This window comes from Halomonas citrativorans (assembly GCF_900163645.1).
In the GTDB taxonomy this organism is placed as follows: domain Bacteria; phylum Pseudomonadota; class Gammaproteobacteria; order Pseudomonadales; family Halomonadaceae; genus Vreelandella; species Vreelandella citrativorans.
This window is the reverse complement of the sequence record NZ_FUKM01000017.1, coordinates 1-13,589: the sequence shown is the minus strand read 5'-3', so window position 1 is coordinate 13,589 and position 13,589 is coordinate 1. Positions and strand designations below refer to the sequence as shown.

10 protein-coding genes are annotated in these 13,589 nt (G+C 52.1%); 8 read left to right on the top strand and 2 right to left on the bottom strand.

Translation table 11 applies throughout. The annotated features are described in order from the left end of the window. Position 1: 1 nt before the first annotated feature. Positions 2–1,666 carry a methyl-accepting chemotaxis protein gene (locus CZ787_RS04485; RefSeq protein ID WP_087106617.1) on the bottom strand — a complete coding sequence of 555 codons (1,665 nt, stop codon included), beginning with the start codon at positions 1,664–1,666 and terminating at the stop codon, positions 2–4. Positions 1,667–1,832: 166 nt separating this feature from the next. Here CZ787_RS04485 and CZ787_RS04480 point away from each other — a divergent pair, with 166 nt between their 5' ends. The 5 genes from CZ787_RS04480 to pstB all read left to right on the top strand — a co-directional run bounded on the left by CZ787_RS04480 (position 1,833) and on the right by pstB (position 7,902). Next, positions 1,833–3,011, top strand: coding sequence for a multidrug effflux MFS transporter (locus tag CZ787_RS04480; RefSeq protein ID WP_087106615.1), 1,179 nt, complete (start codon positions 1,833–1,835; stop codon positions 3,009–3,011). A 188-nt stretch (positions 3,012–3,199) separates the two neighbouring features. Beyond that, entirely contained in the window at positions 3,200–4,210 is a 1,011-nt protein-coding gene (locus tag CZ787_RS04475) for a substrate-binding domain-containing protein (RefSeq protein ID WP_087106878.1), read from the top strand. Between the two features lie 107 nt (positions 4,211–4,317). Further along, positions 4,318–5,697, top strand: coding sequence for a phosphate ABC transporter permease subunit PstC (pstC, locus tag CZ787_RS04470; RefSeq protein ID WP_087106613.1), 1,380 nt, complete (start codon positions 4,318–4,320; stop codon positions 5,695–5,697). 6 nt (positions 5,698–5,703) lie between these two features. Continuing rightward, the gene (gene pstA, locus CZ787_RS04465) at positions 5,704–7,062 is read left to right on the top strand and encodes a phosphate ABC transporter permease PstA (RefSeq protein ID WP_087106611.1); all 1,359 of its coding nucleotides are present in this window, start codon (positions 5,704–5,706) and stop codon (positions 7,060–7,062) included. Positions 7,063–7,098: 36 nt separating this feature from the next. Further along, positions 7,099–7,902, top strand: coding sequence for a phosphate ABC transporter ATP-binding protein PstB (gene pstB / locus CZ787_RS04460; RefSeq protein ID WP_087106609.1), 804 nt, complete (start codon positions 7,099–7,101; stop codon positions 7,900–7,902). 75 nt (positions 7,903–7,977) lie between these two features. Here pstB and CZ787_RS04455 read toward each other — a convergent pair whose 3' ends face one another. Beyond that, complete coding sequence (locus CZ787_RS04455) at positions 7,978–9,165, bottom strand: acetyl-CoA C-acyltransferase (protein ID WP_087106607.1); 1,188 nt, start codon at positions 9,163–9,165, stop codon at positions 7,978–7,980. Positions 9,166–9,282: 117 nt separating this feature from the next. Here CZ787_RS04455 and CZ787_RS04450 point away from each other — a divergent pair, with 117 nt between their 5' ends. The 3 genes from CZ787_RS04450 (at position 9,283) to CZ787_RS04440 (ending at position 12,987) form a co-directional block, all read left to right on the top strand. Next, a complete protein-coding gene (locus CZ787_RS04450) occupies positions 9,283–9,855 on the top strand; it encodes a TetR/AcrR family transcriptional regulator (RefSeq protein WP_087106605.1) in 573 nt (190 codons plus the stop codon). A gap of 331 nt (positions 9,856–10,186) precedes the next feature. Beyond that, complete coding sequence (locus CZ787_RS04445) at positions 10,187–10,954, top strand: SDR family NAD(P)-dependent oxidoreductase (protein ID WP_087106603.1); 768 nt, start codon at positions 10,187–10,189, stop codon at positions 10,952–10,954. 227 nt (positions 10,955–11,181) lie between these two features. Further along, a complete protein-coding gene (locus CZ787_RS04440; protein WP_087106601.1) occupies positions 11,182–12,987 on the top strand; it encodes an acyl-CoA dehydrogenase C-terminal domain-containing protein in 1,806 nt (601 codons plus the stop codon). Positions 12,988–13,589: the final 602 nt, after the last annotated feature.

The following is a 13,589-nucleotide window of genomic DNA, read 5'->3' as shown; positions in this document are numbered from 1 at the left end:
TTTACTGTAGCAAGGCAGGCGCTCGCTGAATATTATCCGATGTGGGTGTATTGGATAAGTTGGGTGCTGGCGGAGAGGCCTGCCAAATAAAATCATCGCTGGATATCTCTCCGACTTTAAAGCGCGCGGCTTGTTCACGCATCCTTTCTGCCGCGGCTTCAAGCGACATTGCATCCTGAGCGGTGGCTTCAACCTGCTTGGTATTGGCCCGATTAACCTGGGTCTGTTCGTGCAGAGTTGAATTCAGATGTTCAATGTGGCGGTGCTGCTCATTAGCAGCATCAGCGATCTGAAGCATGATGCTATTGGCTTGTTCGGTCGTTTCAGCAATGGCGTTCATGCCTTGGCTGGCCTTGTTGGATAAGGTATGGCCACGCTCAATACTGTTGCCTGATGCGGCAAGTAAGGTTTGGATTTGGCGTGCAGCCTCAGCGCTTCGTGAGGCTAGTTGGCGTACTTCGCCCGCCACTACGGCAAAGCCTCGGCCTTGTTCGCCTGCGCGAGCGGCCTCTACAGAGGCGTTCAACGCAAGAATATTGGTTTGAAAAGCGATGGAATCGATAACGTTAACAATCTCATCGACTTCTTTCGAGCGTGCGTGAATCTCCTCCATGGTGGTCAGGAAATTGGTCATTATCTGGCTACCGTCTTGGGTTTGTGCCGCCGCCGTAGACGTTAGTTGGGTCGCATCGGCTGCAAAACCAGCGGTGGTGGCAACGTTTTCTGTCAGCTCATCCAGGTTAGCCGCGGTCGTTTCGTGGGACGCGTTTTGCTGGCGCGTTCGGATAGCAAGGTCTTCATTGCCTAGCGCTAGGCGTTGAGCGCTATCGAAAATATGGCGGCTATTACCATGAAGCTCTGAAACGGTTTCAATGAGTGCACGCTGCATATTATCCAACTCTTGGTAGAGCTGGCCTATTTCATTATTGCCTTGAGCCGGGACCTTAACGCTTAAATCGCCCTCTGCCATTGTACGAAAGTGTGCGACCAAGCGGTTAATGGGTAATAGAACATGACGCTGTCCAATCCAGGCCATTAAACCTAGCAGTGCCAAGGCAATAACAATGCCACCTGACAGCAATTGACCAATCAACTGACCACGGCGTTGAGCGTTAGTCATTAGCTCTGTACCCTGACGGTCAGCCAGTTGATAAAAGCTGCGTGCCTCTTCGGTTAGGGCTTGGCTATGTGCTAACGCATCAAGCGTCAATTGCCGGTAGCCGCCGCGGTCACCTGTCTGAACGGCATTTAACTGTTCGTTCATCGTGCCAATAAGCGCTGTTGCCTGCTGCTCAATAGCGTCTCGAAGTGTAGGGTGCGATGTTTCAGCGGTTGCTTCCAAAAACGTTGCCAGCGCTACTGCCATTTCAGAGAGCTCATTTTCGACCGCTTGAAGCGCCTCTGTCGGGTCTCCCAGTGAAGGGCGCAATTGGCGTTCAAGCGCTCTGTCCAAACGGTGCAAACCCTCAAGGCCCGCTATATGAAGCCGATTTAGCGATGACGACTGTTGAACATTAACCTGCTCAAGAAGCGCTAAATCGTTTTGGCTCTGCTGCATCATTTTCCATGTCAGTAGGGCAAACATGAGTACACACAGTGCCACAAGCAGTAGGGCGGATAGGCTTAGCCAGCGTAGTGGGATATTTTTCAGCGCTCTAAAATTCATAGTGTTCCCATCAGTTGGTCTTGGAAAAGGCTTATGAATCCTAGGCTAAGCAGTTTATGTTTCAGTTTTTCGGGGCTGCAGTGCTTAATTTTCATCACCGCGTTACTATTAGCGGCCTATCGATTGCTGCCGTGCTTGATTGTGGCTAACTAATTCAGGGAGTCCTATGGAACTTAGCCCACGACGGGTTGCTTTGTTGGTTGCTGCCAACACAGCGCTTGCCCCTTTTGCGATTGACGCCTATTTGCCTGCGATTGGTGTGTTAGCGGAATCCATTAATGCCAGCATTCATCACGCGGAGCTTTCGATTAGTGTGTTCCTGTTTGGTTTTGCCATTGGGCAACTTGTCTTTGGACCGCTTTCTGACCGGATAGGGCGCAAGCCGGTGCTAATGGGCGGCTTGGTCGTATTTATGCTGGCAAGCCTGATGATTACAACGGCTGATAGCCTCAACTCGCTCTTGATTTGGCGATTTATCCAGGCACTGGGTGGCGGAGCCTGCGTGGTTAACTCTGCCGCCATTGTACGCGACTGCTTTAGCGGCCGAGAGGCTGCCAAAGTGATGTCGACTATGGCCATGATCATGATGTTGGCTCCCCTAGTGGCACCGGCGGTGGGGAGTATGCTGCTGCATGTTGCAGGCTGGTGGCTGATTTTTGTTTTTCTTGCGGTATATGCCGGTTTTTTGCTTTGGTTGCTGGGGACGCGGTTACCCGAAACCCGTGATATGACGTTGCCCACAGCGTCGCCTCGTCAGGTACTCGGCAACTATGTAAGCGTGCTGCAACATAAAGAAGGCATGGGTTATATATGTGCAGTGGCTGCCTCTTTTGCCGGTCTTTTCGCCTTTGTAACAGCATCGCCTTTTGTCTATCTCGATTATTTTGGCCTCTCTCCGGGGATGTATCCGTTGATTTTCGGGGTCAACGTCGTTGTTATTGCGCTCTCCAATCGCGTTAATATTTATATGCTGCGTCAACGCACACCCCAACAAAACCTGCGCTTGGGGCTAACGATTCAGATGATCGCGGGTTTGGGCTTGGTGATCGTTACGGCGCTGGATATAGTCACGCTATATACCGTTGTACCTCTGGTAATGGTATTCACTGGCATGATTGGCCTGATCACTCCGAATGCCATCTCGTCACTACTGGACCACTTTGGGCATATCAGTGCGACCGCTACGGCGTTGTTGGGCGGCATCCAGTTTAGCTGTGGCGCGCTCGCCGGGGTGCTGGTAGGAGCGTTTGAAGTTGCCCACCTATGGCCCATGGTATTGACCATGCTGGGGGCGTCATTGCTTGGAAATATTGGAGTGCGGATGCTAACCGCCAACTCAGAATAGAGTCGCTAGTCGTTTTATCCTGTCGTAGAGTTCTCATTTGCTATACGACGTTTTGCTTATTTAACGATTTAGAGATTGTCATATTTCTGCAATGATACGTGTGCAAACTCTCCTTTGTGAAAGGCCAGAAGGCCAACTTTTCCGGTAAGCATCAGCTGGCCGGATATCAAACCAGAGGGGAACACGACGTGAAAAAGCATACGCTAAGTGTTGCAGTAGTAGCCGGTCTAGCGGTAGGTGTTTCAAGCGCTGCCATGGCTCGCGACACAATCCAAATTGCGGGCTCTTCTACTGTACTGCCGTTTGCAGGTATCGTGGCTGAAGAGTTTGGTAATACGTATTCTCAGTTTAATACGCCGGTGGTTGGTTCTGGTGGTTCAAGTGGCGGCCTTCGTCAGTTCTGCCAGGGCGTTGGTGAAAACACCATCGATATCGCTAACGCTTCTCGCTCAATTCGTAGCGGTGAAGTGGAAAGCTGTGCCGAAAACGGTGTTAACGAAATTCTTGAAATTCAATTCGGCTACGACGGCATCGTATTTGCCTCGCGTCTTGATCGTGGCGAGTTTGCACTAACACCTGAGCACGTTTTCAAAGCGGCTGCTGCTCAACTGCCGCAAAACGGCGAGCTGGTTGATAACCCCTACACCCGCTGGTCTGAAATCGACAGCAACCTGCCTGACCAGGAAATCGTGCTGGTTATCCCAGCTTCCAACCACGGTACGCGTGAAGTCTTTGAAGAAAAAGTCGTTCACCCGGGCTGTGACACTGTCGCTGAAGTAGAAGGCGACGCTTGTAACAACCTGCGTGGCGATGGCCGTATCGTTGAAATTGCCGGCGATTACACCGAAACCCTGGCGCGCCTGGATGCTCAGGAAGATGCAGTAGGTGTCTTCGGTCTTAGCTTCTATGATCAAAACCGTGACCGCTTGCAAGTGGCGACCGTTGATGGTGTAACACCTAGCCTGGAAACGATTGGCTCTGGTGAGTACCCGGTTTCTCGTCCGCTGTTCTTCTACGTGAAAGGCGAGCACATTGACGTGATTCCTGGTCTGGCGGAATACACTGAGTTCTTCCTGAACGAAATGACCTCTGGCTATGGCAGCCCGCTGGAAGACGCTGGTTTGATCCCAATGGATGAAAACGAGCGTAGCCAAGCGCTTGAGCAGTTCGAATCACGCACGGTCGTAAGCGTCGACTAAGTGCGGCACTGCTTCAGATTCGGTGTACCTTATTAAGTTTGTTTTTGCGCCAGCATCATGCAGTTGATGCTGGCGCTTAAACGTAGCAAGTCAAAGGCGGAAAGATAATGAGCAACTTTGCCTTGATAGCCACGCTGCTGGTGTTGATGGCCTTGGCATACCACTTAGGCTTGACGCGCAGCCGTGCGGTTGCGGCAACTCAAGATGTACGAATGCATTCGCGGCCGGGCTATTACGGTACGCTTGTGGCGCTTTGGTGCGGCTTGCCTGCACTCGCTATATTTTTATTATGGTCATTTTTAGCCCCTCAGTTAATTGACATGCTGGTTGTTCAGCAGTTGCCTGCTGACATGGTTGCCAGTATGAGCGACCGTGAAATGCAAACGTTTCTGGGTCGCGTAACTGCCTTGGCAAACGAACGTGGCGTAGCGGGTGGTGGTAGTCCTGAAGAGTGGGCCGCTGCGGCACATATGGCAAGGCTTCAAACGTTTGAAAATTTTAGCCTGGTGGCGTTAGTCGCCGTGCTATCTGTGGCGGGCCTGGTCATTGCACGGCGGCGTATCACGCCCCAGTGGCGCGCCCGTAATCAGGTTGAACGGGTTATTATGTTTGCGCTAGCCGCAAGCTCGGCTGTCGCTATATTTACAACGATTGGCATTGTGCTCTCCATGCTGGGCGAGGCAATGAGGTTCTTTAGTTTTATTAGTCCCGCCGACTTCTTTTTTGGCACTACCTGGAACCCTCGGTTTAGCACCTCTGGTACCTCTGACCAAGGGGAGTTTGGTTTATTGCCCCTCCTCTGGGGCACCATAATGGTCAGTGGCATTGCACTGTTGGTAGCGATTCCTGTTGGGTTAATGACCGCAATCTACATGGCAGAGTACGCGCCGCCTTGGTTGCGCAATGTGGCCAAGCCGGTGATTGAAATTTTGGCGGGTATCCCGACCATTGTTTATGGCTTTTTCGCGCTGATGGTTGTGGGCCCCTTTCTCTCCGCTTTTGGTGATCTGATTGGCATTAATATTCGCACAACCAGCGCGATAACAGCGGGCCTGGTCATGGGGATCATGATCATTCCTTTTGTCTCCTCGCTGTCTGACGACATTATTACCCAAGTGCCTAAGTCGCTGCGGGATGGCGCGCTGGGTTTGGGTGCCACCAAGTCAGAAACGATTCGGCAGGTAGTATTGCCCGCCGCACTTCCCGGCATCGTGGGTGCTTTCTTGCTGGCAGCTAGCCGTGCGATTGGGGAAACCATGATTGTGGTATTGGCCGCTGGTAATAATCCTGTACTGCATGCCAACCCTTTCGAGGCGGTATCGACTATTACCGTAACGATTGTTAACCAACTGACCGGGGATATGGATTTTGCAAGCCCCCAGTCACTGGTTGCGTTTGCCCTTGGTCTTACCCTGTTTGTGATCACCTTAGGCCTAAACGTCATCGCACTGGTTGTCGTGCGTAAATATCGCCAGCAATACGAGTAAGTGACTATGTCCATAACGATTGAGCAGCGTCGGCAACATCGGCTGATGACGATTGAAAAGTCGCTGGCGAAACGGCATCGCAAAGAGAACGGCTTCCGGCGGATGGGTCTCGCCGCTGTTATCACCGGTATGGCGCTGGTCGCCATCCTGTTTATCAGTATCCTGATGCGTGGTGTGCCTGCGTTTTGGCAAGCCACCATGTATATGGATGTGTATTTCGACCCTGAGATTATCCAGCTTGAGCCCAAGCCTGAACGCGCTAGTGGCGAGAGCCTGTTTGAGTTTGAAGAGCGTTTTTTACAGTGGGAAACGCAGGCAGGGCAGGTTAATTGGCAATCCTTAATTGATAACGCTCTGGAAGAGGCATTGGGGGTAGAGGTAGAGGGGCCGCAGTTACGTGATCTGCGTGCGCTTGTCACCTCCGGCGAGCGCTATGCGTTGCGTGATCGGTTTGTTGAAGATCCTTCGCTATTGGGGCAAACCGTCGAACTCAAGATGCTGGCGAGTGCGAACGTGGATGTCTGGATCAAAGGTAATATTGATCGTGATTTGCCTGATGCACGCCAACAGCTAAGTGCTCAAACGCGTGCCTGGGCTGATCAGCTTGATGCGTCTGGCGTCATTCGTAACGCGTTTAGTACCTCGTTATTTTTAAATACTGACTCACGCAGCTCTTTGGCATCAGCGGGCCTGGCCGGTGCCTTTATGGGTTCGCTGTTTATGATGATAATCGTCATCGCGCTGTCTGTGCCGTTAGGGGTATCAAGCGCTATTTATCTGGAAGAGTTTGCGCCCAAGAATCGCTTAACCGATCTAATTGAAATCAATATCAATAACCTGGCAGCGGTTCCTTCCATTGTGTTTGGTTTGCTGGGCGCATCTATCTTTATTGGCTATTTAAGATTGCCTATTTCAGCGCCGCTGGTAGGGGGGCTGGTGCTTACGTTGATGACGTTACCGACCATTATTATCGCTACGCGGGCATCGTTACGCTCAATTCCGCCCTCTATTCGTCAAGCGGCGTTGGGAATCGGGGCATCGCGAGTGCAGACGGTATTTCACCACGTATTGCCCTTGGCGCTTCCCGGTATTTTGACAGGCTCTATTTTGGGTGTTGCTCAAGCATTGGGGGAAACAGCTCCATTGCTTCTGATCGGTATGAACGCGTTTGTCGCGAGTGTGCCAGCAACACCGTTGGATCAATCAACCGCGCTGCCAGTACAGATTTATCTATGGCAAGGCAATGAGCTGCGGAATTTCTTCGAAGCACGCACGTCTGCGGCCATCATTGTATTGCTGGGACTAATGTTAAGCTTGAATGCATTGGCGATTTGGTTGCGTAAAAAATTCGAGACGAGGTGGTAAGTGAATACTTCTACAGAGCCGATGACAACAACTCCCATGGTTAGCGTCGGGGGCGGTGAAAGCCGCACCAGCAAGGCGAAAGACAAGGTCAAAATGAGTGCCGAAGCCGTTAAGGTGTTTTACGGTGACGCTCAGGCAATTAACGGTATTGACCTGGATATCTACGAAAATGAAGTGCTGGCCTTTATTGGGCCTTCCGGTTGCGGAAAATCGACATTTTTACGCTGCTTAAACCGCATGAACGACACCATCGATATTTGCCGTGTCGAAGGCAAAATCACGTTAGATAAAAACGATATTTATGCGGCCAACCGTGATGTGGTGCTGCTACGTGCTCAGGTGGGGATTGTGTTCCAAAAGCCTAATCCCTTCCCGAAATCCATCTACGAAAATATTGCGTATGGGCCGCGCCTGCATGGCTTGGCGCGGCGTAAGGCCGAGCTTGACGATATTGTAGAAAGCAGCTTGCGCCGCGCAGGGCTTTGGGAAGAGGTAAAAGACCGTCTTGATCAGCCAGGTACCGGGTTGTCAGGTGGTCAGCAGCAGCGTTTGTGTATTGCACGAACGGTAGCGGTAAGTCCGGATGTCATTTTGATGGATGAGCCGTGCTCCGCACTTGACCCGATTGCCACTGCCAAAGTAGAGCAGCTGATTGATGAGCTAAGTGAGAGCTATACCATCGTCATGGTTACCCACAATATGCAGCAGGCCGCTCGTGTGGCAGACCGCACCGCGTTCTTCCATATGGGTGACCTGGTAGAAGTGGACACCACTGATCAGATATTCACTAACCCCCAGGACCAGCGTACTCACGACTACATTACCGGGCGGTTTGGTTAGGCAACGACCTGCTATCGTGAGCGGGAGAAGGGCGCGGGGCTAACGCTGAAAAGCGTTGGCCCCGCGTCGTTTATGTCAGTCGATAAGCTCAACGGCAACCGCCGTGGCCTCGCCGCCGCCAATACACAGGCTGGCAATGCCACGTTTGCCGCCTTGAGTACGTAGGGCGTGAATAAGCGTGGCAATGATGCGTGAGCCGGTAGAGCCGACAGGGTGCCCTTGGGCGCAGGCGCCGCCAAAAATATTGACCTTGCTGTGTGGCAAGCCCAAATCGTCCATTGCCATTAGCGTCACTACGGCAAAGGCTTCGTTAATCTCAAATAAATCAACATCGTTGACACTCCAGCCAAGCTTTTTCATCAGGCTTTCTATGGCGCCTACTGGTGCAATCGTAAACTCGCTGGGGTGGCGAGCGTGGGTTGCATGCCCCAGCATTCTGGCTAATGGCTTCACGCCGTGGCGTTCGGCTGCTTCTGCGCTGGCCACAATAAGCGCTGAAGCGCCATCGGAGATAGAGCTGGCGTTTGCTGCGGTGATGGTGCCGTCTTTAGAAAAGGCTGGTCGCATGTGGCGAATTTTGTCGAGTTTGGCTTGAAACGGCTGTTCATCATGTTCAATAAGCGTGTCGCCTTGGCGCGTAGATACGGTGGCAGGCGCCATTTCAGCTGTTAGTTGCCCGCCGTTGGAAGCCGCGATAGCGCGCTCGAGCGAGGCAATGGCAAAATCATCCAAACGCTCCCGCGTGTAGCCTCGCCGTGAAGCGATATCCTGAGCGAAAACGCCCATTAATGTGCCCGTTTCAGCATCTTCAAGGCCATCCAGAAACATGTGGTCTTTGAGCTCGCCGTGGCCCAATCGATAACCGCCGCGGGCTTTGGTCAGCACGTAGGGTGCGTTGGACATGGACTCCATGCCACCCGCCAGTAGAATTTTTCCACTACCCGCTTTAATCACGTCGTGGGCGAGCATGGCGGCCTTCATACCCGAACCACATAGCTTGTTAATCGTCATTGCGCCGCACGCATCTGGTATACCGGCCTGACGCATGGCTTGGCGAGCGGGGCCTTGTTTGACACCACCTGGAAGCACGCAGCCCATAATGCCTTCATCAATTGCATCGGGCTCAATACCCGCACGTTGAATCGCCGCACGAATAGCAACCGCGCCCAGTTCAGGGGCGCTCATGCTCGATAAGCTGCCCATCATGCCTCCCATCGGGGTGCGTGCAGCGGATAGAAATACGATATCGGTTGCAGTATTCATTGGCTAACTCCTTAGGATTTATTGTGATTATTCTGCTGGGCAATAAGCGATGCGTTGACCCATTGGCGGGGCTGTGGTTTTCTCGTGGATAACCAAGCAAGCGCTAGTGTGAGTGAAATGAATGTAATAAATACATCTGTGCGTCGCAAGGAATTGACGCGTTTAGCGGCTCAGCTTTTTGTTCAGGAGGGCTTTGATCGTACCACTGTACGTATGCTGGCGCAGGAAATGGGTATCAAGTCCGGCAGCCTGTTTCATCACTTTAAAGACAAACAGGAAATCCTTGCTGCGGTGATCGAGGAAGGAATGCAGAATGCGTTAACGATTGCTCGCCAATCAATTGAGCACTGCTCGTCTGATCCTGAAGCGCGGCTGCGCGCGATGGCACGTGCTCATCTGGAAACACTTTTTACCGACCGCAATGCCCATGTGGTGGCCCTGTTTGAATGGCGGCGCTTGGACCCTGTCGCTAGTGCCCATTTAAGCCATTTGCGCGATGCGTATGAGGCCTTGTGGGTGCAGGTTATAGACGATGCGCTGGAAGCGCAGCTTATCCGTGGGGATCGCTTTCTGGTTTCGCGATTTATATTGGGCGCTTTGAACTGGACCGTGCGCTGGTATGACCCCAGTGGCCCGCGTACGCCAGATGACCTTGCGGATGAGTTGGTGGCGATGATCATGGCTCATTAACGGGCGTTTGCTTCTTTTTTGAATCAGCATTGTTAGTTTTCGCTATCTATCTGTGTGGTGCTTGCACCCTCAAGCGAAGCAGTCTATTACCCTGAATGCTCTGGATAGTTGGCGCTATTGTGCGTATAGCTTTTAGCGTTGTATTTACGTTAACGTAAACGAGTGCTTGTAGAAATCTAACATAAAAGATGGACGCCCCTGTGTTAAGGCGGAGCTGCCTAAAAGGCGTGGCGGTAGAAATCCAGCGTTTCAAGCAGTGTGTATAAATCCCTTGAAAGAGCGCGTATCCATTAATAGTACATTCGCGAATAACAAATAAAGGAGCGCTATTATGCAGGTAAAGGAGAGTACGTTTTTAATTACGGGCGCGGCGTCTGGGTTGGGCGCAGCAACGGCTGAGCGGTTGGTGGCCGCTGGCGCCAAGGTGGTCCTGTGTGATGTAAGCGACAGTATTAGCCGTCATGCTGCCCAACTAGGAGAGCGCGCAAAAGCCTGTATGGCCGATATTACTTCTTCAGAACAAATGCAGCTGGCGTTCGATGTCGCTGCCAAATTAAGCGAAGAAAAAGGGGTGGCGGGCGTTATTCACTGTGCTGGCGTGATTAGTGTGGCCAAGCTGGTAGATCGAGAAGGCAATCCGGCTGACCTTGACGCCTATGCCAAAACAATCAATATCAATCTGGTGGGTACCTTCAACGTCATGCGCTTGGCAGCGGCGACCATGGCAAAAAACACGCCCAATAAGGATGGCGAGCGTGGCGTGATTATTAACACGGCATCTATAGCCGCCTTCGATGGCCAGGTGGGGCAGTGCGCTTACAGCGCCTCTAAAGCAGGCGTGGTGGGGATGAGTTTGCCTGCCGCTAGAGAGCTTTCTCGGCATGCTATTCGTGTCATGGCGATTGCGCCGGGCGTGTTTGAAACGCCGATGATGGGCGACATACCTGATGAAGCCGCCCAAGCGCTTGCCGCCTCCGTTCCTTTTCCAAAGCGGTTAGGCAAGGCAGAGGAATTTGCCCAGCTAGCCGAGCATATCATTGTTAATTCCATGCTTAATGGTGAGGTGATTCGGTTGGATGGTGGTATTAGGATGCAGTGAAAGCGCATCCGTTGCTCAGACATCAACTCGCCAGCAATTCGGCTGGCGAGTTTTTTGCGTTTAGCCGATCAATTCTCAATGCTTCGACCAAAGGACTAGCGGTAATGTGGCTTTAATTCAAACGCTCGCTTGACTCGCTTTGCGGTGCGCGCTAGCTTTCAAACATGTGTTTGAAAGCTGTTTTGAAATCTAGTGCTGCTTTCAACTCCCCGTTTAGGAGAAGTGCTATGCCAAGTTATCAGGCCCCTCTGCGTGATATGCGTTTCGTCATGGACGAAATGCTTGATTATCCTACTCACTACGCTGCATTGCCTGGAGGTGATGACGCTTCACCCGACGTAGTGGCCGCCATTCTGGAAGAGGGCGCGCGCTTTGCTCGTGATGTTCTCCTGCCGATTAATCAAAGCGGCGATGAAGAGGGCTGTGTGCTAGAGGGCGGTGAGGTGAAAGCACCTCAAGGCTTCAAGGAGGCGTACCAGCAGTACGTAGAAGGCGGTTGGCCAAGTCTGGCGGCTGACCCCGAGCACGGTGGGCAAGGGCTGCCGCCTTCGCTTGCTATGGTACTTTCGGAAATGATCTGCGCGACCAATTTGGCTTGGGGCATGTATCCAGGGCTTTCTCATGGTGCCGCTGACGCGCTGCGCCATCATGGCACCGACGAGCAGAAAGCGACGTATCTTACCAAGCTGGTTGAAGGCGTTTGGACGGGCACCATGTGCTTAACAGAGCCTCATTGTGGTACCGATCTCGGGTTAATCAAGACTCGCGCCGTGCCAGCCGCTGGAGAGGCTTATACCATTACCGGCACCAAGATATTTATCTCCGCTGGAGAGCATGACCTGGCCGAAAATATCGTTCATCTGGTTCTCGCCAAACTGCCTGATGCGCCAGAAGGGTCAAAAGGTATTTCACTCTTTGTAGTGCCTAAGTTTTTACCTAATGCGGATGGCAATCCCGGTGAGCGCAATGGGGTAACCTGCGGCTCCCTTGAGCATAAAATGGGCATTCATGGTAACGCGACGTGCGTCATGAACTTTGATGGTGCCACTGGTTATCTGGTTGGATCGCCTAATAAAGGGCTGGCGTGCATGTTTACCATGATGAATGCTGCGCGCCTTGGCGTGGGTATCCAAGGGCTTGGCCTCATTGAAGCCAGTTTTCAAAATTCGTTGAGCTACGCCCGTGACCGCCTGCAGATGCGTGGTTTGTCAGGCAAGCAGGCGCCCGAAAAACCTGCCGACCCGATTATCGTTCATCCGGATGTGCGCCGGATGCTGCTAACGCAAAAAGCGTTTGCCGAAGGTGGGCGCATGCTGGTGCTTTACGCCGCCCAGCTGCTGGACACCGTTGAGCTTGGCCAGCCTGGTGAAGAAAAAGAGCGTGCTGAAACCTTGCTGGGACTGCTCACGCCGATCGTTAAAGCGTTTTTAACGGAAGTCGGTTTTGAGAGTACTAATGAAGGCGTGCAGGTTTTTGGTGGTCACGGCTTTATTAAAGAGTGGGGGATGGAGCAGCTAGTGCGTGATGCACGTATTACGCGGCTCTATGAAGGTACTACCGGCATTCAGGCACTCGACCTGTTGGGTCGAAAAGTGCTGATGAGCCAAGGGGAGTCGCTCAAGGTCTTTACCAAAGAGATTCATAAATTCTGTAAAGCCGAGGCTGATAACCCTACGCTTAAAGAGTTCATTACGCCGCTGTCTAAGCTCAACGCAGAGTGGGGTGAGCTTACGATGGGGGTTGGCATGAAAGCGATGCAGGATCGTGAGGAAGTTGGGGCGGCAAGTGTCGACTATCTGATGTATTCCGGCTATGTCACGCTTGCCTACCTGTTTGCGCGTGCTGCTAAGCAAGCATCTGTTGCGCTTGAAGGTGATGATAAGGCGTTTTATACCGCTAAGCTTAATACTGCGCGATTCTACTATCAGCGGCTACTGCCGCGTACGAAAGCGCATGCACAAATGATCCAAGCCGGTGCTGCCAGCCTAATGGCTATTTCCAGCGAAGATTTTGGGTTGGGCTTTGAGATTTAACCGGCAGCTTGTGTAGGCGTGCTCTTGGTACCAGTCAGATGTTTTTGTAAGTACTGTGTTCGGTGGTTTGCGGCAGCCTCTTGCTATGGAGCATATCCATAATGAAGGTTTGCCGCTTTTTTATAGGGCGCTGGATCTTTTTAAAGATAGTGCTTGCCAAACGCCTGGTGAACCCGTAAAGTACGCATCCGCTGCCGGGGACGCCCAGCGTTACCAGCGGTGAGTGAAGGTGAAAACCTTCGGTTTGTCAGGAAGTTAGCGTCGTTTTGGTTGCTTGCTTCACCCGCTAAAAACAGCGGTTGACAAACACCAGGAAATGCGTAGAATACGCCTTCCTCGCTGAGGCAAACGGCTCCGGTCATCGAGTCGAGTGGTTCTCCACTTACCTCAAGCGAAACAGCTCTTTAACAATTTGATCAGGTAATTCATGTGGGCGTTTGCCGATGAGGGTGACAAGTCACCAGATATCAAGGCAGGCGCACAAGAAGAATTTTCGAATTCTTCAAATTCGTTTGAACCTTGAGCCAGGATTGATTCACCTTTGTCACTTTCGAGTGACAAGTAAGAATCACACTGATTTTAAACTGAAGAGTTTGATCATG

Bases quoted from the DNA above. Each gene is read 5' to 3' on its own strand.
- CZ787_RS04485 (WP_087106617.1), bottom strand. From the start codon at position 1,666: ATGAATTTTAGAGCGCTGAAAAATATCCCACTACGCTGGCTAAGCCTA.
- CZ787_RS04480 (WP_087106615.1), top strand. From the start codon at position 1,833: ATGGAACTTAGCCCACGACGGGTTGCTTTGTTGGTTGCTGCCAACACA.
- pstC (WP_087106613.1), top strand. From the start codon at position 4,318: ATGAGCAACTTTGCCTTGATAGCCACGCTGCTGGTGTTGATGGCCTTG.
- pstA (WP_087106611.1), top strand. From the start codon at position 5,704: ATGTCCATAACGATTGAGCAGCGTCGGCAACATCGGCTGATGACGATT.
- pstB (WP_087106609.1), top strand. From the start codon at position 7,099: ATGGTTAGCGTCGGGGGCGGTGAAAGCCGCACCAGCAAGGCGAAAGAC.
- CZ787_RS04455 (WP_087106607.1), bottom strand. From the start codon at position 9,165: ATGAATACTGCAACCGATATCGTATTTCTATCCGCTGCACGCACCCCG.
- CZ787_RS04450 (WP_087106605.1), top strand. From the start codon at position 9,283: ATGAATGTAATAAATACATCTGTGCGTCGCAAGGAATTGACGCGTTTA.
- CZ787_RS04445 (WP_087106603.1), top strand. From the start codon at position 10,187: ATGCAGGTAAAGGAGAGTACGTTTTTAATTACGGGCGCGGCGTCTGGG.
- CZ787_RS04440 (WP_087106601.1), top strand. From the start codon at position 11,182: ATGCCAAGTTATCAGGCCCCTCTGCGTGATATGCGTTTCGTCATGGAC.